This is a genomic window from Bacteroides zhangwenhongii (assembly GCF_009193325.2).
GTDB lineage: Bacteria > Bacteroidota > Bacteroidia > Bacteroidales > Bacteroidaceae > Bacteroides > Bacteroides zhangwenhongii.
Window position 1 is genome coordinate 4202094 of the sequence record NZ_CP059856.1, and the last position, 22931, is coordinate 4225024.

The window sequence follows — 22931 nt, forward strand, 5'->3', positions numbered from 1 at the left end:
ACTTGTTATTACCATCCCGGATTATTTTGTGTAATAGCTTTATTTACACTCATCTCCGCATCGGGAATAGGGAAATAATTGTATGTATCTGTAATATTAAAATATGCATATACATTGGTTTGTCCTTGAGGCCAGTTTGCAGCATTTCCTGATTGAGCTTGAGATACCAATGCTTGCATATTGTCTACAAACTCCCCCCAACGGATCAGATCAAAACGACGAGTATATTCAAAACAAAGCTCCATAGCGCGCTCGTCTTTTACAGCTTGACGGAATTCTTCCTTTGATAAGGTTTCCGGATACTCTGTGATACCGGCACGTCTTCTAACATCGTTCAAATAAGTATAGGCTAGTTTGGTAGGTGCGTCGTTAGCTTCATTTTCTGCTTCTGCAATCATCAATAGTACGTCGGAATACCGTAAGATCGGAAAGTTGATAGAAGTATAATTCTTATCTTTCTTATCGGCTTCATATTCACGGCGGAATTTTCCACATGGGCGACTGTAATTAGTCGTTTTTGAAGTATTCTCTGTATCTTTATCACCGTATTGATAAGATATCGGGCCATACTGGGCCATCACTTCTGCTTTTTTACCCAATTCAAAGGTACGGCCGGTTACACCATTGTCGGTAAACACATAGGTGAACGGAACTATATTCCAATTAAAACGTTCAATGTCATGATTGTTTATATATAGATTATACAGTTTAGGGGTACTGTAAATGAAGCCATAACAATAGCCCGGATCAGCTTTCCCTACAATGCTACTATTTGAGGAAAAGTCTTTGGCTGGCACTCCGAAGAAGTTACCGATACGACCTTCCGCTTGTGTGTCTGAAGTGTTGTTTCCTGCAAATTCTGCTTCCCAAATACTTTCGTTGGCAGTGGTGTTGTAACGGTTGGCGCATAAGTCGATGAAAAAGTCCCAATAGTTTTCAGCGAGTCCATGACCAGCTCCTATCACTTTTTGTGCGTAAAAACTGGCTTGCTCATAATAGTCTTTTGTTTCTGCCTGCGTCGCATTTCTTTTTTCACGATGATATTCTCCAGCACGGAATAGGTAAACGCGAGCCAATATTCCCCATGCGGTCGATTGCGAGATACGTCCCGGCTTGTAAGATAGTTCTGCTGCCGATTTCAGACCGGTTTCTACTGCGTCAGCCATTTCAGTGACAATAAAGTTGTAGATAGTTTGTCTATCGGTACGAGGGATATCAAGACCGACAACACTTTGAGTAGAAGAAGTCTTAAACGGAACATCTCCCCAACATTGAACCAAAGTGAAATAGTAGAAAGCGCGCAGAAAACGGGCTTCTGCTATATATTGTGCTTTTACAGCATCTGACATTCCGGTTACGTGGTCGATGTTTTCTAAAAACATATTAGCACGGTTGATACCTGCGTATAATACGTACCAAAGTGCAGTTACAGTTGCATCACTGGTTGTTGCATTGTTACAGATAAGTCCTCTATCAGCAGGACCACGGCTACCCCCATAATGTGACATATCATCTCCTGCAACTAAGTACATATAATCTGCACCGTAAAAAGCTTGCTGAGAGATAGTGGCATATATACCAGTCAAGAAGGAAGCAGCTTCTTCCTCCGTATTGAAATAGTTCTCCGGAGTTAACTTTGTTGGCTCTTTCTCTAGAAATTCGCAGGATGCGAATGTGAAGCCAACCAGTAAAGATATGATTGCTATTTTTAATGTTTTCATAATCTGAATCTTGTTTTGAATTACTGATTAATCATCGGTTTAGAATCCTAAGCTTACACCGAAGCTAATTGAATAGGCTCTAGGATAAGAAGAATAGTCCAGTCCCGGAGTTAAAGCGCTGCTGCTACGTACAGATACCTCAGGATCGTAGCCGGAATAACTAGTCCATGTCCAAAGATTTTGGGCGGCAACATAAACACGTGCTTTATCGATTTTCCATTTCCGAGTCATCTGTGCCGGGAATGTGTATCCGAGAGTTACGTTTTTCAAACGTAAGAATGAGCCATCCTCTATGATACGTGAAGAGAATACACGGTTCGAACTAGAGTCGGTAGCGGAGGGGATATCACTGGTCGGATTCTCCGGAGTCCAACGGTTGGCGTAGCTTGCATACTGGTTCAGTTCACGCGATTTGTTGTTTCCACTCTCAAAGAATAAACGGTTGGCATTCATGATATCGTTGCCGTAAGACCATTGGAAGAATATACTTAAATCTATTCCTTTATACTCGAAGTTATTAGTGAAACCTCCAGTATGTATTGGAAGACCACGTCCAATGATAGTACGGTCATTGGAGTCGATCACACCATCACCATTCAAGTCAGCATATTTAGGCATACCCGGTTGAGTATTGTTTTCTGTTGAGAAGTGAGGAACTCCCGGTTTCAAACTATAAGAACTACCTGATTTGTTGAAATCATCATATTTGTAAGTTCCTTCATAGACGTATCCGTACATCATTCCCATGGAGTAGCCTACTTTGGCTATGTAGCTTGACTGGCTATTGTATTTCTGATCAAACTGTGCAAAACTTAATAACGATGTCTGATTTTCGGCTAATTCCAGAACCTTATTCTTATTAAAGGAGATGTTGAAGTTACTCGTCCATTTAAAATCACGGTTTTTGATGTTAGTAGTATTTAAACTCAGTTCCAATCCATCGTTACGTACTTTACCTACATTTTTGATTGCACTATAATAGCCGGAGGAATAGGGTAATGTGGCGTCTAGTAATAGATCACGCGTCGTTTTGCGATAGATATCCATTGTAATTCCGATCCGTTCGTCAAAGAATCCTAAGTCAAGTCCAAGATTCCATTGTTCTGTGGTTTCCCATTTCAAATCTTTATTAGGTAAAGATGTTGGAACAACACCAGCATTAGTTGCATCATTATCAAAAGGATATACGCCGCTTGGTATAGAGTTGTTGGATGTGTAAGCACCAACTCTTGATTTAAGTACTGCCAATAGTGCGTAATAATCGTATTCACCGATGCGGTTGTTTCCCGTAAGACCCCAGCTTGCACGGAGTTTACCACTGGAGATTATCTTCTTTAGGGGGGCCATGAAGTTTTCTTCTGTGAAAGTCCATGCTAAAGAAGCTGACGGGAAATAGCCGTAACGGTTATCTTTGTTAAATTTGGAAGATCCATCTACACGGAAAGAAGCCGTTGCATAGTATTTGGATTGATAATTATAGTTCAAACGTCCTAGATAAGAAAGCATTGACCAAGAAGATTTAGCAGAACTTGTGGCTCCTACTTGTCCTTCGCTCATCCCTGCCATACCGAGTGATTCGTTAGGGATATGAGTTGTCCGGAACGAATAATATTCATAATCTGAGTTTTGGAATGTAATACCGGCCAATGCATTAAAGAAATGTTTCTTTTTGATATTAGTCTGATAGGTCAATGTGTTTTCATTCAGCCAAGTTAAACGTTGTTGACGGACAACTTGTGCATTGACTTTATCTGTGGAAGTTGGACCTCCGTAACGTGTTTTTGAGTTGTTGAATTGATCCTGATTGCGTGAATCATAAGTATAACCACCTGATACTTTCAGCTTTAGGCCTTTGATGATTTCATATTCCGCAAATCCGTTTATTTGCAGGTTATTGATATAGTATTTTCGGTATTCATTTTTTAAAGACATGATTGGGTTGAAGCGGTAGTCACTACTACTATCGATTGTTTCGTCAATAACAGTTTCCATTAGTGAGCTTAATGGTTTGTCAGGAGCTGTAACCGGACGATATCCCCATACACTGTAGAAGAGGTTATTCATGCCACTATAAGACGTTGCGGAAGGAGTACTACCTGTTTGGATTGAACGTGAATAGTTGGTAGTGAGACTCATATTCAGTTTATTGCGACGTACAACTGTATTCATACGTCCCTGCATACGTTCATACCCGGTCTTTAACACGGTTCCATTTTGATCGAAGTAAGAGAGAGAAGCATTGTATCGAATCCCTTCTGTACCTCCCATCAATCTGACAGTATGGTTATGTTGCCAAGCTGTTTGGAATATTTCGTCTTGCCAGTTATATTGAGGGATATTGCGATAATCTTCTAGTGACCACTGCTTTCCTTGATAATTCATGAGATAGGTTCTAGCCGTAATTTCAGGATAAGTTTCATTTTGCAGTTTTACGAATTCGTAAGCATCCATCATCGGAATGGTACGAGTGATGTGTTGTACGCCAAAACTGCCATCATAAGATAATTGAGGCTTACCTACTTTACCTTTCTTTGTTGTAATGATAACTACACCATTGGCACCGCGTGCACCATAAATAGCTGTGGCTGACGCATCTTTTAAGAATTCCATTGATTCTATATCCGATGGGTTCAAAGTGCTTGCTGCAGATGAATCTTCAATTGGAAAACCATCGATAACAAACAGGGGAGAGTTTTCTTGAGTCAACGAGTTATTACCACGAATAACGATGTTCATAGAACTACCGGGTGTACCTTCACTTGAAGTTACATTAACTCCCGCAATACGTCCTCCTAAAGCTTGATCAATAGAAGCAACCGGAGCACTCAGTACGTCATTCAGATTCGCTTTAGCAACAGAACCTGTCAAGTCTCGTTTACGTACTTCTTGATAACCGACAACGACAACCTCGTCCAACGTTTTGGTGTCTTCTTTCAGTGTGATGAGCATTGGCTTTTGTGTGTCAACTTTCTGCTCGATAGTAGTGTAACCGATAAAGGAAATAACTAGTATTGCATTCTTATTAGGTACATTAAGAGCAAATTTACCATCAAGGTCAGTGATTGTTCCTTGTGAAGTTCCTTTTACCTGAACGCTGGCACCCGGCACTCCTTCACCTAAGTTATCTTTCACTGTACCCTTTACAAGTACCTGTGCAAGTACAAAAGAAACAGAAAATAAGATCAGTCCAAGTGAGGAGAGAATCCTTTTCCTAGTTTGAGTGGATAAATGTTTTTCCATATATTAAAAATTAAGTGATTTTATTGAATCTACGTCTGCAAAGATATACAGATTGACTTTTCTTGTATGGGTAGAATTATTCAAGATAGGTGCAAAATCATACAAATCTATTATTCTCATATTTCTATTCTTCTTTTACACTTTCTAATAATGCGGATAACTCTTTTACAATCTCGGGATGTGACTTCGCTACATTCGTTTTCTCCGATGGGTCGGATGAGAGATCATATAGCTGAGGCTGTTTGTCATTACCCAGTTCCATCTTTGTCCAAAACTCGATAGCAGGACCATCGCTTGGTTCAATATATTTCCATTGTCCCTTAACAATGGCAAGTGTGTTATTCAGATTTTGTTGGACTACATACTCACGACCTGTATTGTTTTTGCCTAAAAGTACATCCAGATGTTCCTGGCTGTCGGGGGCTGCACCTTTGCGCAAGGGCTGATTCAGAAGCGAAGCAAGTGATGCGTAAGTGTCGATCTGCGAGAAAAGTGCCTGTTGTTTGGAAGGCTGTATCTTAGCAGGCCAGCGAATGATAAAAGGAATGCGGGTACCGGCTTCGTAAGCACTGTATTTGCCACCGCGATAGATTCCCATTGGAGTATGACCATTAAGATTCTCGTAGGCATAGTCCTGATAGCCGTCGTCAATCACGGGGCCGTTGTCACTGGTGAAGATCAGAATGGTGTTGTCGGCCATGTTGAGGCTATCCAATATGTGCATGATTTCACCGATAGTCCAGTCTAACTGAAGAATGACATCGCCACGTGTTCCAAGTCCGCTTTTTCCTGCAAAACGAGGGTGGGGGATACGGGGCACATGCACGTCTTGCGTACCCATATATAAGAAGAAGGGCTCTTCCTGATGTGAGGCAATGAAGTTCTTAGCCTTGTCAGTGATAATGTCGGCTATGTCTTCATCTTGCCAAAGAGCGGATTTTCCTCCGGTCATCCAGCCGATACGGGGAATACCGTTAATAATGGTATTGTTGTGTCCTTGACTGGGCTTTAATTTCACAAGTTCCGGATTTTCTTCTCCCGTAGGCCAGTCACCTACTTTGTGGTCGTAGCTGACGGTGATAGGATCGTTCGGATCAAGATTCACTACACGTCCGTTTTCAACGAATACACAAGGAACACGATCTACGGTTGCCGGAATGATGAATTCATAATCGAAACCGATACTTTGTGCATTCGGACTGATTTGGCTGTTGAAGTCTGTTCCGCCTTTCGGCCCCAGTCCCAGATGCCATTTGCCGACAGCACCGGTAGCGTATCCGGCGTCTTTCAGCATATCGGCCATTGTAACGCAGGCAGTGTCGATGATAAGTTCCGAGTTTCCGGGAGCAATACCCGTGTTTTCCTGCCGCCAGGGATACATACCCGTCAAGAGCCCGAAACGGGAAGGGGTACTGGTAGCCGAAGTGGCGTAAGCATTGGTAAATTGTACTCCTTGTCCTGCCAGGCGGTCAATATTGGGAGTACTAACTTTACTCGCTCCGTAACAGCTCAAGTCACCGATACCAAGATCATCCGCAAATATATAAATGATGTTCGGCTTCTGAACGTTTTGTCCGTTGTTCTTTTGAGATGCGTGATTGCAGCCGGTTAGCATGGCAATGCCGGGCAATAACGGGAATAGGCGTGAAACGTTTCTCATAATGTTTATCTTTTAGGGGTAATGTTACTGATACAAAGATAAACAATTGAGAAAACAAGGATGACTAGTAATGTACAACTGAAGTACAAAATAGTACACTCCTGATAATACCGGATATTACGCTGTTTCTTCTTCCCCTTCTTCTTTCTCTTCCCCTTTACGGTAGGCCAACGGACTGACGTGATAAATCTCTTTGAAGCACTTACTGAAATAGCGCGAAGAAGAGAAGCCGATTCGGTCGGAGATTTCCGTGATATTCAGTTCCGGATTGTTCCGGAGCATGACGGCTCCTTTCTTGAGACGTATACTTAGGATGAAGTCGTTCGGAGTCTGTCCGGTAACGGCTTTCAACTTGGTAAACAGATTAGTACGTGCCATACCCATTTCGCGGGCGAAAATGTTGACGTTGAAATCCGGGTTGTCCAAATGGCGTTCAATAATAGCCATAGCGCGGTCCAGCATTTCCTTATCCATCGGGTTGGTAGCAAGCATTTGTGCGAAAGCCTGCGGTTGCTTGCTGAATTTCTCCTGTAACAGTCTGCGGGAATTAACCAAGTTGTTGCAACGGGAAATCAGCAGGTTCGTATTGAACGGCTTGGTGATATAGTCGTCCGCACCGATTTTCAGTCCCTCAATATTATGTTCTATCGCAGTACGGGCTGTCAACAGTACCACCGGAATATGACAGGTATTAAAGTCTGTCTTGATTCGTTTGCAAAGTTCTGTTCCGGACATACGGGGCATGACGACATCACTTAATATAATGCTAGGCATCTCTTCCTTCACTTTTTCCAAAGCCTCTTCTCCGTCGGATGCGGTTGTGACCTGATAGAATGTTTCGAAAATGCTGACTAGCATTTGTTTGATAGATTCATTGTCTTCCACAATCAACATCTTGGCATCCTCAATACGCTTGTTGCTCTCTTCTTCTTTCCATTCGGCATCGGGCAATACCTCAACTGAAGGAACGAACACGTCCGTTTGTTGCTGAATGGTGGATTCTACATCTTCCTTGACGATCTGCTCTTCCGTAAAGTGTTGGTTCCCAAGCTTGAGGGTGATGATGAAGCTGCTTCCCTTGCCGGGTTCACTTTCCACACGGATAGTGCCGTGATGCAGTTCTACGATTCCCTTTGTCAGCGCCAGACCAATGCCTGTTCCGGCTCCGGTGTTCAATGAGTTCAGATGTTCGGTCTGGTAGAAACGGTCGAATATCTTATCGATTTCGGCAGCAGCAATACCCGAACCGGTATCTTTTATTTCTATGATGGCATGGTCTTGCTCCTGCGACACCTTGATTGTTATCGTATCTTCTGCTTTGGTATGTTTCAGAGCATTGGATAGAAGGTTATTGATTACTTTCTGCATCTGTTTCTGGTCATACCATACTTCAATGTCATCTGTTTGCTTGATGAAGTTGAAGTTTATCTGCTTACTGCTTGCATACTCTAAGAAGAGCAGATAATTCTCGTAGAGGAACTCCACCAGATTATGCTTGCTCGTCTTTATCTTCATGTGTCCCTGTTCCTGTTTACGGAAATCAAGTAATTCTGTAATCAGTTCCCGCAACTGTAGACTGTTCTTATAGATTCCTAATACCTTATTATATATATTAGGAGTAAATGTCTGTACTTGCAACAACGTTTCCACTTGTCCTACAATCAGGGTAAGCGGGGTACGGAACTCATGGGAGATATTGGTAAAGAAACGAAGTTTGGACTGGTTCAGTGCTTCCAGATCTTCGATATGCTTCTTTTCGTATTTCAATGATTCCCGCAGCTTGATACGTGAATTGTAGTTCTGGATAAGGAACCAGAACAGGCTGATTGTAATGACTGTATAGATCAGATAAGCCCACCATGTCTCGTACCAGGAAGGAAGTACCAGAATCTGGAGCCGTGCCTCTTCGATACCGTCCCGTTGCGATTTGATGATTAATGTATACTTGCCCGGATTCAGGTTGGTATATGTGATAAGCGTCTGTTGGCGGTATGTATGGTTCCACTCGTCGGAGAAACCTTCCAGGCGGTAGACTATCTCGTCTCTATTGGCGGGAATGAAATTGGATGTTGCATACTCCAGACTGAACATGGATTGGTCTGATTTCAGGCTGATTTTGGGAGTATGACAGATGGATTGTTCGAGAATTCCCGTCTCATCTCCGGGAAGTACTTCTTTGCCGTTGACTAACAGGCGTGAAAGAATAATACTATATGATTTCGGTGTGAAATGCAACTTCTTCTCCCAGAAAGAAATCATTCCCTGAATACCTCCCAAAAATACTTCTCCATCGTGGGTTACGAATAGGGCATTCTCATTGACGGCTGTTAACGGGAATCCGTTTTCCGTACCATAATTGTAGAACTTCTTGTGCGGATAGTCGAACTGCGAGAATCCTTGATTGGTGATTAATAATAAACTTCCTTTTTGGATAGATGATTCGAATACTTCATAGATGCAATCGCTGGATAAACCATCTTTTTGTACATCGAAATTCTCGAAGTCATTGCTCTCTTCACGATAACGGTCAAGACCGCTTCCGGAAGTGGAGAACCACAGGTTGCCACTACTATCCAGCGTAATATTGTTGATGTTATTATTGCTGAGGCTATTCGGAGTAGCCGGATTATGTGAATAATTGGTCAGCTCCCCGCTGTCAAAGCGATAAGAGTAAACTCCTTCTCCGGTGGCCGCAATCCATAAAGTACCATTTTTATCGAAGCAAAGGCTGGCCACCATGCCGATATTTCTTCCTTCTTTGGTCTCTTTAAAAAGTTGCCGACAACTACCTGTGGACGGGTTGAAAAGGCAGACTCCGTTCTGTGTGGCGATGACCAGCTTGTCTTTGTAGGGTACGATATCGCGTACAATATCCGATGGCAGTGAAGCAGGATCTCCTGCTTTCATCCGATATATGGTAAAGCGATTGGTTCGCAAGTCGAGTTTATTTAATCCTCCCAGATGGGTACCAATCCACATGATGTCGTTGTTCCGGTCGTAATAGATCGCTTTTACGTTATTGTGCGAAATACTATTTTTCCCTTCTTCATGTCGATACCAACGGTAGGTATTGCTTTTCCGGTTGTAGACATTGACACCTCCCCCTTCGGTGCAAATCCACAGATTACCGTCTTTGTCTTCTGTCATTCTTCCTACAATCGGACTGCTTAAACCTTCTTTTTCCGTGTCTCCTACTTTGTAGCGGGTGTATATTTCGTACTCCGGGTTAAAGTAATTGACACCTCCGAAATAAGTTCCCAGCCAGATGGTTCCCTGACCGTCTTTTACGATACACCAGATAGAAGAGTGAGTGAGTCCGTCCGGTCTTCTGTCATCGGCTGTGTAAACCTGGAACTGACCGCTACTTTTGTCATAACGGTTCAAACCGTAGAATGTCCCTATCCATAAATTACCGGCATTATCTTCGCAACAACTTCTGACAAAGTCGGAACATAGACTGTTCGGTTTTTTGGGGTCATGCCGAAGATTTTCGATGTTACCGTCTGTCGTTATGTGGTATAGTCCTTCCTCCCAGCTACCTATCCATAACTCTTTAGAGGAGTCTTCGTAGATACTTGTGATATTGCCTTTTGTGATAGGTTGGGATACTGTTTTGTTCTCCGACAGGCAGTAAACTCCATTGCCGGTTGTCCCCATCCAGAGGTTCTTTTTATCGTCCAGATGCAGGCAGGATAAAGTGATATCCTTTCCCGCCAAATGATAATAAAGGTCGAAGTTGCCCGTACTTTCGTTATACACGAAAACTTCCTCTCTTTTACCTATATATAGTTTCTCATTATAGTAGATGGCGTCTACATTCCCTTGCAGTAGTGTTTTAAACCGCTGAGTAGTCAGGTCAAATTCTGCGATACCGTCGGTACAAAGCAGGTACACTTTCCCCTTCTTATTTCCGGTGATACGCAATACTGTATTGCTGAACAGGCTGTTCGGGTCATTTTTTTTGAGTTTAAAACTTTTGATATCGTTACCGTTATACCGGTTCAGTCCCTCGCGTGTGCCGATCCATATAATTCCTCTTTCGTCAATATACATGCTATTGACAGAGAACTGTGAAAGGCCGTCATCCGTGGTCAAATGACTGAAAGTGATGTTTTGACCTTGTGTATGGACTGCAGAGATGCTTAAAAACAGCAGAAATAAAAGGGTTACTTTTTTCACTAATTCGTTCTTTTAAGGTATTACTATTGGCAAATATATTGTTTTTATTTGATTTCTGTGAACCTTATTAGAAGAAAGTAACTATATTTGTATCATCCAAACGAAAGAAATATGAAAGTAAAGAAAATTAGTGCGGCTAACGTAGAGGCTTGTTCGCTTCCGAAATTGTTCGATGAAGAAAAGATTGATTTCCAACCCATTCAATGTGTTAATTGGGCTGAGTATCCCTACAAGCCTAAAGTAAATTTTCGCATAGCTCACACGCAGGACTCTATTTTGTTGCATTTTAAGGTAAAGGAAGAGAGTATACGTGCCAGATATGGAGAAGATAATGGTTCTGTATGGACCGACTCCTGTGTAGAATTCTTTTCTATACCGGCAGATGATGGGGTGTATTATAATATTGAATGTAATTGTATCGGAACGATTCTGATTGGTGCAGGTCCTGCACGCAATGGCCGTGAACATGCTCCGAAAGAAATAACCGCCCTTGTGCAACGCTGGTCCAGTTTGGGTAATGTGCCTTTTGAAGAACAGGCTGACGAATCCGGTTGGGAAGTAGCCTTGATCATTCCTTATAAAGTGTTCTTCAAACATCAGATTGATTCCCTTGATGGAAAAGAGATAAAAGCTAACTTCTATAAATGTGGTGATGAGTTGCAGACTCCCCATTTCCTGTCATGGAATCCGATAGAAATAGAGAAACCGGATTTCCATCGTCCCGACTTTTTCGGAACACTGGAGTTTGAATAGCTTCTCACCACAGAGGACGCAGAGGACACGGAGAAAGGAAGATAAAAGTACATAATCCGGATATAATAAAAGCAGATTCATGTAGATATTGCAATGATTAATACTTATGCAATCTACATGAATCTGCTTTTTGGTGTCTTAGGTTTTACTATCTTTATTTTAAAACCTCTGTGTCCTCTGCGTCCTCTGTGGTGAGTATTATTTCACGATACCTCTTTCCGAGTTCTTCACGAAGTTTACGATATTCTCGATCTCCTCACTCATTGGCACTTGATCGATAATTTTCTGCACTGCATCCTGCACACTGAAGTTACCTTGGTAAATCAGGCGATATGCATTGGCAATGTGCCGGAGGACTCTTTCCGAAGTATTGCGGTGTTGTGACAGAACTACGGCATTTACTCCGTGATATGCCACCGGATTTCCCGACATGATAACGTATGGAGGTACATCCTTGGATATGCGGCAACCACTCTGTACGAGCGTCCAGCTACCGATATGACAATATTGATGTAACGTAACATTACCACTTAGGATAACGCAATCGTCCAATGTACACTCTCCGGCAATGGTACTACCAATACCAACTACACAGTTGTTGTTGATCTGTACGTCATGGCAAAGATGTACTTTATCCATCAGATAATTGCCATTTCCTATTTTAGTAGCATTGCCGGCAAATGTAGCACGGCTGATAACTACGTTCTCGCGAATATCATTGTTGTCACCGATAATCAGGCTGCTCTCTTCTCCCGTAAAGTGGAAATCTTGCGGTTCCGCTCCGAGAACGGCATTCTGATGTACCTTGTTCCCTTTTCCCATTTTAGTACCTTTCAGGATACTAGCGTAAGACATGATGATGCAATCATCTCCGATCTCTACATTCTTTTCAATGTAGGCAAAAGGCAGAACTGTTACATTCTTACCTAATTTTGCTTCGGGGTCTACGTAAGCTAACGGACTAATCATAATAGTATTATATATTTAAAGTTATTCTTATCTTCCACCACCCAATGCCTGATAGAGGCTTACTACAGCTTGCATCTGATCAAAGCAGTCGGACACCTGAGAGAGCTGTGCACTCAAATAGGATTGTTGTGCAGACAGTACTTCCAGATAGGTTGAGGTTCCTAAGTTAAACAATTCTTTTGTATCTTCCGAAGCTTTCTGTGCAGATTCTACCTGCATTTTTCTGGATTCTACCTTTTCGCTGGTCTTTTGGTATAGACTTAACGCGTTGCTAACCTCACTACCGGCATTCAATAAGGCCTGTTGGAAAGATAATTTAGCCTGTTCCTCCTGCGCTTTGGCAGCTTTCAAGCGAGCGATGTTCTGTCCCCGATAGAACAAAGGCTGTGTCAGTGAACCAACAACGGAAGCCAATAATTTACCGGGATTAACGATCCCTGCTCCTGAATTGTTTGTCCATCCTGCCGAACCGCTGAGTGTGATTTGCGGATAGAAAGCGGCACGTGCGGAGTTGGTGTCATAGTAGCAACTTGCCAGTGACATTTCGGCTGCTTTTACATCCGGACGGTTGGATAACAATTGAATAGGTATGCCTGCAGAAAGCTCGGTCGGAAGTACTTGTGCTTCCAATACGCCACGCTTGATGGCATGAGGAGCTTCTCCTAAAAAAGTAGACAGGGCGTTCTCCGTTTCACGGATACTTTGTTCGATATCAGGAATGGTAGCAAGTACTTGTGCATAAGCAGCTTTACTTTGTTCAACACCGGCTGAATTGATGTTGTACATTGCTGCATCTTTCATCGCTTCCATTGTTTCGGCATTGCGCTTCAGAATTTCGGCCGTCTCTTTAGTTATTTCCAGTTGGCGGTCAAGCATTAACAACGTGTAGTACATATTGGCTACATTTGAGATTACTTGAGTTTGTACAGCCTGACGGTATGCCTTAACCTGTTTCAAAGTAACCTGTGCATTCCGTTTTGAGTTCAGTAACTGACCGAACAAATCGACTTGCCAACTGGCTGTAACCGGTAATGAATAAGTTTTTGTAGCTGCATTCTTGTTAAAGCTGCTGATTGTTCCTTGTGGAGACAATCCCAAAGATGGGGCATAAGCCAGACGTGCAGACATCAGGGAGGCTTGTGCGGCTTTCACATTCTGCGCGGCAGACAAGAGGTCAGTATTTTGGTTCAGTCCCGCTTCGATGAGAGACTGTAGTTGCGGGTCGGTGAAGACTTCTCTCCACGGCAGATTACCGAAGTTGGTCGTATCCGAAACCAGTGTATCGTTATCCGCTACCGGATCGCGATACAGGCCGGAAGTTGTGATATCTTCGGGTCTGTCATACGACTTATAGATGTGGCAGCTGCTCAAGAGAGCAGTTGCACACAACATATATAGAATCTGTTTCTTCATATCGAATTTCATTATTTAGCGTATTGTTCAATCTCTGTTACAGCATCTGTATTGTCAATATCTTCCCATTCCATCGGTTTAACTTTCTCTTGCAGATACTGGAAGATAACGAATAAAACAGGAACGATAAAGATCTGGCAGATCATACCGATTAACATACCTCCGATAGAAGCAGTACCCAGTGTACGGTTACCGTGAGCACCTACACCGAAAGCAAACATCAACGGAAGCAAACCGACTACCATAGCCAAGGATGTCATCAAAATCGGGCGGAGACGGGCACCGGCACCCAATACGGCTGCCCAAGTGATACTCATACCCATTTTACGGCGGTCGAGGGCAAACTCTACAATCAAGATGGCATTCTTTGCCAACAGACCCATCAACATGATCAATGCAATCTGCATATAGATATTGTTGGACATCGTACCGAGAATCATCTTCAACGCTGAGATATTACCGAGTGCACTTACACCGTTGACAAACAGGAAGCTACCTAACAGACCGAACGGAACGGATAGCAATACGGCCAATGGAAGTATGTAACTTTCGTACTGCGCACTCAATAATAAGTAAACGAATACGAAACAGAGCACAAATATCAGCCCGGTAGCACTTCCGCTACTCTGAGCCTCTTCACGTGCCATACCTCCTAATTCATAGGTATAACCGGTAGGCAGGTTTTCTTGAGCAACCTCTGCAAGAGCAGCCAGTGCCTGACCGGAGGTATAACCACTGGCAGGAGCTACCATCACCTTCATGGAAGTATAAAGGTTGAAACGGCTGATAATATCCGGACCATATACCTTCTCTACAGAGATGAACTGGGCGATCGGAGCCATTTCACCTGCACTGTTGCGTACCTTGATATTCTTCAGAGATTCCAGATTCTTACGTGACAATGGATCAGACTGAATCATAACACGATACATCTTACCAAAACGGTTGAAGTTAGATGCATACAGACCTCCATAATATCCTTGCATAGTTGTAAGGATATCGCTCGGACTGATACCAGCTTTCTTACAAGCCGCCGCATCGATGTCGATCATATATTGCGGGAAGTTCGGGTTGAAAGATGTTTTTGCCGAGTTGATTTCCGGACGTGCTTCCAAGGCTGCCGTGTAATCATTTACTACATCAAAGAACTTGTTCAAGTCACCACCGGTCTTATCCTGCATATTCACCTCGATATCTGTAGATGCCGAATATCCCGGGATCATAGGAGGAGCGAAGAACAATACCTGTGCTTCTTTGATAATCTTCTGTGCGCGCATATATAAGGAGCCGACTACAACGTCCGAGTTCTGTATCATAGAACGTTCATCCCAGTCCTTTAGCTTGATGATGAAAGAACCGTAAGAAGGTCCCTGACCACCGATGAAGCTAAATCCGGAAATCATGGTTCGTGATAATACAGCAGGGTCAGAAGCGATCAGACTGTCTACGCGTGCCAAGATTTTCTCAGAACGGTCTTGTGATGTACCCGGCGGCAATGTTACTGCTCCCATCAAGGTTCCGGTATCTTCGTTCGGTACCATACCTGTCGGCGTGGTGTTCATGAAGAATATAAGCAGTACGATAGAGGCGGTAACTAATCCCATAGACAGCCATTTCTTCTGAATAAAGAACAATACACGTTTTTTGTAACGTTTCAGGATAGACTCGTATGTATCGTTGAATCTGTTCTTGAACTTCTTCGTACTCATACCGATCAGTGCCAGGATACTAAGAAGTACAAAAATTGCGGTAACCACCGGATTGAGACTGAAGAAACCGAAAATCATACCGAGAATAGCAATAATCGTGAAAGTAAGTGTGATTCCCGGATGTAGCATTTTTCCGATAGCTTCGGTGTATCTGTTGATCATGGTCGTATGAGCTGCCGTATAAGCTACTTTCATACGTTCCTTCAATGTCGAATCTTCCGTTCCATCTTCCTTTTTATGCGGTTTTAGAAGAACAGCACACAAAGCCGGACTCAATGTCAAAGCGTTCAATGCAGACAAACCGATAGCGATAGCCATAGTCATACCGAACTGGCGATAGAATGTTCCTGCCGTACCTCCCATGAAACTTACCGGGACGAACACGGCCATCATGACTAACGTAATAGATACGATAGCACCACCCAGTTCATTCATGGCGTCGATAGAAGCCAGACGGGCGGAAGTATAACCTTGGTCAAGCTTGGCATGCACACCCTCGACGACCACAATGGCATCGTCGACCACAATCGCAATGGCTAGGACGAGCGCACATAATGTCAGCAAGTTCAAACTGAATCCTACCAAAGACAGGATAAAGAAAGTACCGATAAGAGCTACCGGAATGGCAATGGTTGGAATCAACGTAGAACGTAAATCCTGCAAGAAGATATATACCACAATAAACACCAGGATAAATGCCTCGATCAATGTCTTCAACACCTCGTGAATAGAAGCGAACAAGAAGTCATTGGCATTCATGGAAATGTTAAGCTTCAATCCGGTAGGCAAGGTTTTTGATGCTTCATCCAGCAGTTGCTCAATATCACTGATGGTCTGTGTTGCATTGGTTCCTGCCATCTGGTATACGATACAGGTTACTGACTTGTGGCCGTCTACACGGTTTGTAAAGTTATAACCCAAACGATCCAATTGAATTTCTGCTATATCTTTCAAGCGGAGTACCTCACCGTCAGGCAGAGATTTGATAACGATGTTTTCAAACTCTTCCGGTTGTTGCAGACGTCCTTTGTAGCGGATGGTATATTGGAATGTCTGATTACTGCGTTCACCGAATTGTCCGGGAGCAGCTTCGACATTCTGTTCCGCTAAGGCTGCAGAGACATCACCGGGAACAAGTTTGTACTGTGCCATGACATCCGGTCTCAACCAGATACGCATAGAATAGTCCTGCCCCAAAACGTTTGCATCACCTACACCCTGTACACGTTGAACCTGAGGAATCAAGTTGATCTTAGCGTAGTTTTCAATAAATGATTCGCTATATGTATCTGTCTCGTCATAGAGAGAGAATACTACCAACATGGAAGTCTGGCGTTTCTGTGTGGTTACACCGACTTTGGTTACTTCGGCAGGCAACAGACCTTGTGCCATGGAGACACGGTTTTGTACATTGACGGCAGCCATGTCCGGGTCTGTTCCTTGTTTAAAATAGATGGAAATATCACCGGAACCCGTATTGGATGCAGTTGATGTCATATACATCATGTTTTCTACACCATTGATCTGTTCCTCCAACGGAGCGATGACGGAGTTCAATACGGTTGACGCGCTGGCACCCGTATATGTAGCCCTTACCGACACGGTAGGGGGAGCAATGTCCGGATATTGGGTGATAGGCAATGTTGCCAATCCGATAGCACCCAGAATGACTATCAAAATAGAAATAACTGTTGATAGTACCGGACGGTTAATAAAATTATCTAACTTCATACGATTATCTAAGTTATTAATTGAAAGCAGTAGCTAAATTACCATCGTGCTGGTCTTTCAAATGCTGTTGATAGTTTGCTTCTTTTTGAGCTGGTGTGATTGGTTGTATGGTTTCACCATCTTTCAGATTCTGCACGCCTTCGATGACGATTTTATCTCCGGAGTTCAAACCGGAAGTAACGAGATATTCTTTTCCGTTGTCCAGATTGAAGATGGTGATTTCTGTATATTTCACCGTGTTATCCGGCTGCAGGACATAAACGAACTTCTTATCCTGGATTTCTACTGTTGCTGATTGCGGTATAGTAATTACATTCTCCATTGTGTAAGGAATCAGTACGTTTGCTGTTCCACCACTACGTAGGATGTGTTCTTTGTTCGGGAAGAGGGCACGCATACTTACAGAACCGGTTGACTGGTCGATCACTCCTGTGATTGCGTCCACTTTACCTTCGATGCTGTACTCTGTACCATCAATCAACTGAAGTCTGATAGACGGTATTTTTTCGATTTCTTCTTTGATGGTACCGCCTGTTTTAGTCATCGCCAACAATTCTTTTTCTGTCATGGAGAAATATACATATACTTCTTCTATCTCAGAAACTGTAGTCATCGGAGTAGCGATAGAAGGGCTCACCAGTGCTCCTAAACGATAGGGGATATCATTGATTACACCATCGGAAGGACTCTTCACTTGTGTGAAAGAGAGGTTTTGTCTGGCTGTGGTAAGCTGTGCTTTCGCTTGTGCCAATTGTGCCTGAGACTGTGCCAATGTGTTTTCAGCCATTGACAGATCGTAGTCACTGATAATTTGCTTTTTGTTCAGTTCACGTTTGTTATCCACTGTTATCTGTTGGGTACGCACTGCCGCTTCTGCTGTTGCGACTGCTGCTTCAGCCGTACGTACTGCTGCTTCATATTGTGTCGGATCAACGATGAATAGAACTTGACCTTTGCGTACAGTTGCTCCTTCGTCTACACATAGTTTCGTGATGAAGCCTGATACCTGTGGACGGATTTCTACGTCTTGTTTACCTTTGATTGTCGCCGGATAGGCAGTCGTTAAATTAGCAGTGGTCTTTTGTAACTCTTGTACTGCATATTCTGGGACTTGTCCCGTTCCGTTGCCCTTATTGCCACAACTAGACAAAAGGGCTACGCAAAATGCAAATAAAACAATTCTACTTTTCATACTTAATAATTATCTGTTTTTAATGTAATGCGTTTGTTACCGGTGTGTCATCATTCATGTAGATAAGTGATTTAAAGGCCAAAAAAGCCGGAAACTAATTATTAATAATCAGTTTCCGGCTGCAAAAGTACAGTAATTTCGCTATTCTTGTTCTTTGATACCGTGTTTTTTAACTATGTTTTTTACTTTAGTTTATGAGATACGGGAGACATTATGAAACTGAACTCATAATCTTGATATGGAAGACGATATTTTTCTAATGGTATAGCTCCCCAACTATTGACGCATGCCAGTCCCGTTTGTGCCTTGTCAATACAGAAGTTTGTAAAGTTTGCTTTTTCCACTTCGGGGGAATGGCGCTGGTCTTTGCCCTCACCGTCATCCAATGATTCAATGGTATAGTTCAGTGCGGAAGCAGAGAACGGAGCTTCGGAAACAAACTGCAAACCGTTTCCGCTGATATTCAAGAGTCTCCACCAACGGATGTCCGTCTTCGTTCCGGTTTCCTGTGGGCGGATATATGGATAGAATTGTTCCTCTACCGTTTGACGGTATTTGCCAAGTTTGGCTGCATTGTTGCGGTCGGCATAATTCTCTATCGGTCCGCGTCCGTAATACTCTATTTCGTTGAAGTTGGCAGGCGTACGCATCTGCATGCCGAAACGGAACATTTCAGACACTTTCTTGCTCTTGTCCGCTACCATCTTCTGAGTAACTTTTACTGCTCCCTTGTTGTTGACGATATAAGTCAGGAATAATTTTCCTCCTATCGACTTCATGTCATATTCTGCACGAATCACGGCCTGATCATTCTCAATAGCATGTTTCAGGGAAGTAAGCTTCAATGTCGGGTTCTTCCAAACTGCATATTTGCGTTGCAAGCCTGCTCCGAAATCATTATCGGTCGGTGCACGCCAGAAGTTGGGAGTCAATTCGCTACCGTCTTCCATCATTTGCATTCCGTTCACATCGTAGCGGCAGAGATAGCCGTTGTGCCTGTTGAAGTCCATAGAGAAGTTTTCGCCTTTGACGATCAGGTAATTTTGGTCGTTATCCAAAATACCGGGCACGGTGATTGCCAGATTGGAAGCCTGCCGGTTTTCCAGCTTGAGCTCCGGAGCTTTATAGTCACGAATGCTCAGTTGCTCGTATGCGATGGTTGTTCCTGCGGGTAACAATGTTTCGGCTGCTTTCAGTTTATAGTTGACATTGAGCAGTAACTCTTTACACGGACAGATGTTTTTTGTGTCAAACGGAATCTGCACTTTGACGGTTTGCTGGGGTGCCACTTTCAGATCCGGCACAATGCCTGTTTGCACAACTTCCCCGTCTGCCAGCAATTGCCATTCCAGATAATATGAAGACAGGTCACGGAAGAAATTCTCATTGAAAATATTGATTTCACTTTTGGCGAGATCGGCGGGAGTTGTCCATATATCCTGATAGAAATAAGCCACTTCGTAAGCATGTGGATTCGGTATGCGATCCGGGCTGATTAAACCATTATCATTAAAGTTATTGTCCGAAGCGTCATATTTGTTGAAGTCACCTCCATAACCGTAGATGGCCACTCCGTCTTTATTTTTCCAATGGCAAGACTGGTCTACGAAGTCCCAGATGAAGCCACCTTGATATTTCGGATATTTGCGGATGATGTCCCAATATTCCTTGAATCCTCCTTGCGAATTTCCCATCGCATGTGCGTATTCACACTGGATCAGAGGCTTTTGGATATCTCCTTCACAATATTTGATACAGTCCTGATAACCATAGTACATCGGGCAGAAAATATCTGTGAATTCACTGGTACGTGCCTGCTCATATTGTACGGCACGGGTCTTGTCTTCATTTTTAATCCATGTATAACATTTTTCGAAATTAGGTCCCATACCGGCCTCATTGCCTAATGACCAGAAAATGATGGACGGATGGTTGTAGCTACGTTGTACATTGCGTTGGTTGCGTTCCAAATGCGCTTTGGCATAGATCGGGTTCTTGGCCAATGTTTTGTCACCGTATCCCATTCCGTGAGACTCTACATTCGCTTCAGCTACCACGTAGATGCCATATTGGTCGCAGAGATCATACCAACGGTTGTCGTCCGGATAGTGACAGGTACGTACGGCATTGATATTAAGTTCTTTCATCACTTTGATGTCCTGCAACATACGCTCGATAGAAACTACATAACCGCCGTCCGGATCCATTTCGTGACGGTCGGCTCCCTTGAAGAGTACCGGTTGTCCGTTGACGAGTATCTGTCCGCCTTTCAGTTCAATTTTGCGGAAACCTACTTTAACGGGGATTACTTCTATTGTATTGTTGCCGTTTTTCAATGTAGCGGTCAGTGTATAAAGATTAGGTGTTTCAGCCGTCCATTTAGCAGGATTGGAAATGTTTAAAGTGGTGTTTAACTTACCTGAACCTTTTAAATCAGCAGTAGCCACACTGTTGCCTAGAGCATCTGTCAGGTCTAAGGCAACTGTACCGCTTCCTCTCAGGTCAACGGCGATATTCAGCGTACCGTCTTTATACTGGCTGTCCAGATCAGGAGTGACGCGAATATCCTGAATGTATTTCTTGTCGCGTGCGTAGAGATAGCAGTCGCGTCCTACACCGGAGTAGCGGAAGAAGTCCTGATCTTCCAGGTAACTGCCGTCACACCAGCGGAATACTTGGAAAGCAATCACATTTTTACCCGGTTTCAGATAGTTGGTCAGATTGAATTCAGCTTCCAGTTTGCTGTCTTCGCTATATCCTACGTAGCGTCCGTTCACCCAAAGATACATATTGGAAGTTACCGAACCGAAATGGGCGAAAATCTCTTTTCCTTTCCAGTTGGCAGGAACGATGATTTCTTTCCGGTAAGAACCTACGTGATTGTTTTCTGTCGGAACGTACGGTGGGTTGTTCTTGAACTGGCTTCTCCATGCATATCCTACATTTACGTAGATAGGGTCGCCGTAGCCGTTCAATTCCCATACACCGGGAACCTGAAGGTCATCCCAGCTCTTGTCGTTGAAATTAGTCTGGTAAAAATCTGTCGGACGTGCTTCTGCGTGTCTCACCCAGTTGAATTTCCAAAGACCGTTTAAAGTCATAAAATTCGCTGAGTTTTCTTTGATACCGGCTTTAGCTTCATCAGCCGATGCGTAAGCAAAATAATTAGTGTGCATGACAGAGCGGTTTACGGAATTCACTTCCGGGTCTTTCCACTCATTGAAGCTTTGCGCTTGAATTGCCGTCAGTCCCAATGCCGCCAGGCAGCAGGAAAGTAGTTGTTTCTTCATGGGTTTTTTGTATTAGGTTTGAATTTCGGGAGCCAAAGATAAGGATTATTTTATTCAATGAAGGGCAAAAAATCATTCAATTAGGGCTGGTTTTTAATAAATTGATTGTATTATAAGCTTTTTTACCTAACGAAATACCATCATTCCCGGGAATCATACCGAACATGGATACTTCTTCGCATAAACCACCTGTTTCCCCGCCCCGTAACGCATCAACACCCCCTGTTCGATAAAAGCATTCAGTTCATTGAGCGCCCGCTGCTTGTCATGTCCTGTCAACCGGCAATAATCGGCACGCGTAAGGCAGGGATATTTCCCAAGATGGTCATTGACTATAGCCAGACATTCCTCTTCACTGTGTCCTTTTCCATGCGGACGGGTGAAAGACTCTCCGCGTTCCAATCTCATTTGCCAGCCTACTTCCTTTTTGAATTGAGCGCTTGGGCGGAAATTGATATTCTTCAGTTTGATAGATTGTGCACGTACCTCTTCTTTCTTCATGATGGGAGGGCCTTGCAGAGAAACGGAAAAGTAACCGATATCCCCTAGTTCCACATTCCATCCGTTAGCGAGTAAATCTCTTAACTCGTTTTGGAAAGACTGCATGGCACCTGACAATAAACTGCGGCTTATTCCGGTGAATTTGTGTACGCGATCCAGAAATTCGTTCTGGTCGACGGTTCCATTGATAACTACACGGGGGTGAAGTGGTTGTTGTTCGCCTGTCTGTTGAATATCTGGAGTTTCGTAAAGGTCGTAACGTATGCTCATTTGCGTAATTATATTATGTAGGCATATTTAATATCCGTTTGCCTGTTCGGATGTGTTTCGTTTACTGTTTTTATTTCGTTTGACTATAGTTTCCTTTGCGTATGACTATAGTTATGCGTAAGGATAACTATAGTCTACTTTACGCATAACTATAGTCATACGAAATAATATCAGCTAACAAAGGTAGTAAGATTAGTGAGAAAAAGAAATAAAAACAGCATAGATAATGATTTCTACAGGAATCCATCGCTTCGTTTTTCAATAAATTAGCTAGAAGTATGGTATTTATTGGTAAAGAACACT

General features: G+C 43.1%; 11 protein-coding genes. 1 reads left to right on the forward strand and 10 read right to left on the reverse strand.

Annotated features, from left to right (window positions below; translation table 11 throughout):
- Nucleotides 1-8: 8 nt before the first annotated feature.
- The 4 genes from GD630_RS16660 to GD630_RS16675 all read right to left on the reverse strand — a co-directional run bounded on the left by GD630_RS16660 (nt 9) and on the right by GD630_RS16675 (nt 10800).
- On the reverse strand, nt 9-1721 hold the full coding sequence (locus GD630_RS16660) for a RagB/SusD family nutrient uptake outer membrane protein (protein WP_143867061.1): 1713 nt from the start codon (nt 1719-1721) through the stop codon (nt 9-11).
- Nucleotides 1722-1760: 39 nt separating this feature from the next.
- Nucleotides 1761-4961, reverse strand: a complete 3201-nt coding sequence (locus GD630_RS16665) for a SusC/RagA family TonB-linked outer membrane protein (protein ID WP_238482931.1) — start codon at nt 4959-4961, stop codon at nt 1761-1763.
- Nucleotides 4962-5085: 124 nt separating this feature from the next.
- Entirely contained in the window at nt 5086-6621 is a 1536-nt protein-coding gene (locus GD630_RS16670) for a sulfatase-like hydrolase/transferase (RefSeq protein ID WP_143867059.1), read from the reverse strand.
- Nucleotides 6622-6738: 117 nt separating this feature from the next.
- Nucleotides 6739-10800 carry a hybrid sensor histidine kinase/response regulator transcription factor gene (locus tag GD630_RS16675; RefSeq protein ID WP_143867057.1) on the reverse strand — a complete coding sequence of 1354 codons (4062 nt, stop codon included), beginning with the start codon at nt 10798-10800 and terminating at the stop codon, nt 6739-6741.
- A 111-nt stretch (nt 10801-10911) separates the two neighbouring features.
- Here GD630_RS16675 and GD630_RS16680 point away from each other — a divergent pair, with 111 nt between their 5' ends.
- Entirely contained in the window at nt 10912-11553 is a 642-nt protein-coding gene (locus GD630_RS16680; protein ID WP_007749764.1) for a carbohydrate-binding family 9-like protein, read from the forward strand.
- A 198-nt stretch (nt 11554-11751) separates the two neighbouring features.
- Here GD630_RS16680 and lpxA read toward each other — a convergent pair whose 3' ends face one another.
- The 6 genes from lpxA to GD630_RS16710 all read right to left on the reverse strand — a co-directional run bounded on the left by lpxA (nt 11752) and on the right by GD630_RS16710 (nt 22628).
- Nucleotides 11752-12522 (reverse strand): acyl-ACP--UDP-N-acetylglucosamine O-acyltransferase, encoded by a 771-nt coding sequence (gene lpxA / locus GD630_RS16685; protein WP_007762985.1) that lies wholly within the window; start codon nt 12520-12522, stop codon nt 11752-11754.
- A 27-nt stretch (nt 12523-12549) separates the two neighbouring features.
- Nucleotides 12550-13935, reverse strand: coding sequence for a TolC family protein (locus GD630_RS16690; protein WP_007762988.1), 1386 nt, complete (start codon nt 13933-13935; stop codon nt 12550-12552).
- A gap of 11 nt (nt 13936-13946) precedes the next feature.
- Complete coding sequence (locus GD630_RS16695; RefSeq protein ID WP_007762991.1) at nt 13947-17375, reverse strand: efflux RND transporter permease subunit; 3429 nt, start codon at nt 17373-17375, stop codon at nt 13947-13949.
- Nucleotides 17376-17391: 16 nt separating this feature from the next.
- Nucleotides 17392-18567, reverse strand: coding sequence for an efflux RND transporter periplasmic adaptor subunit (locus GD630_RS16700; RefSeq protein WP_007763015.1), 1176 nt, complete (start codon nt 18565-18567; stop codon nt 17392-17394).
- 182 nt (nt 18568-18749) lie between these two features.
- Complete coding sequence (locus GD630_RS16705; protein ID WP_143867055.1) at nt 18750-21857, reverse strand: glycoside hydrolase family 2 TIM barrel-domain containing protein; 3108 nt, start codon at nt 21855-21857, stop codon at nt 18750-18752.
- Between the two features lie 153 nt (nt 21858-22010).
- Complete coding sequence (locus GD630_RS16710) at nt 22011-22628, reverse strand: HU family DNA-binding protein (protein WP_007763026.1); 618 nt, start codon at nt 22626-22628, stop codon at nt 22011-22013.
- Between the last annotated feature and the right edge of the window lie 303 nt (nt 22629-22931).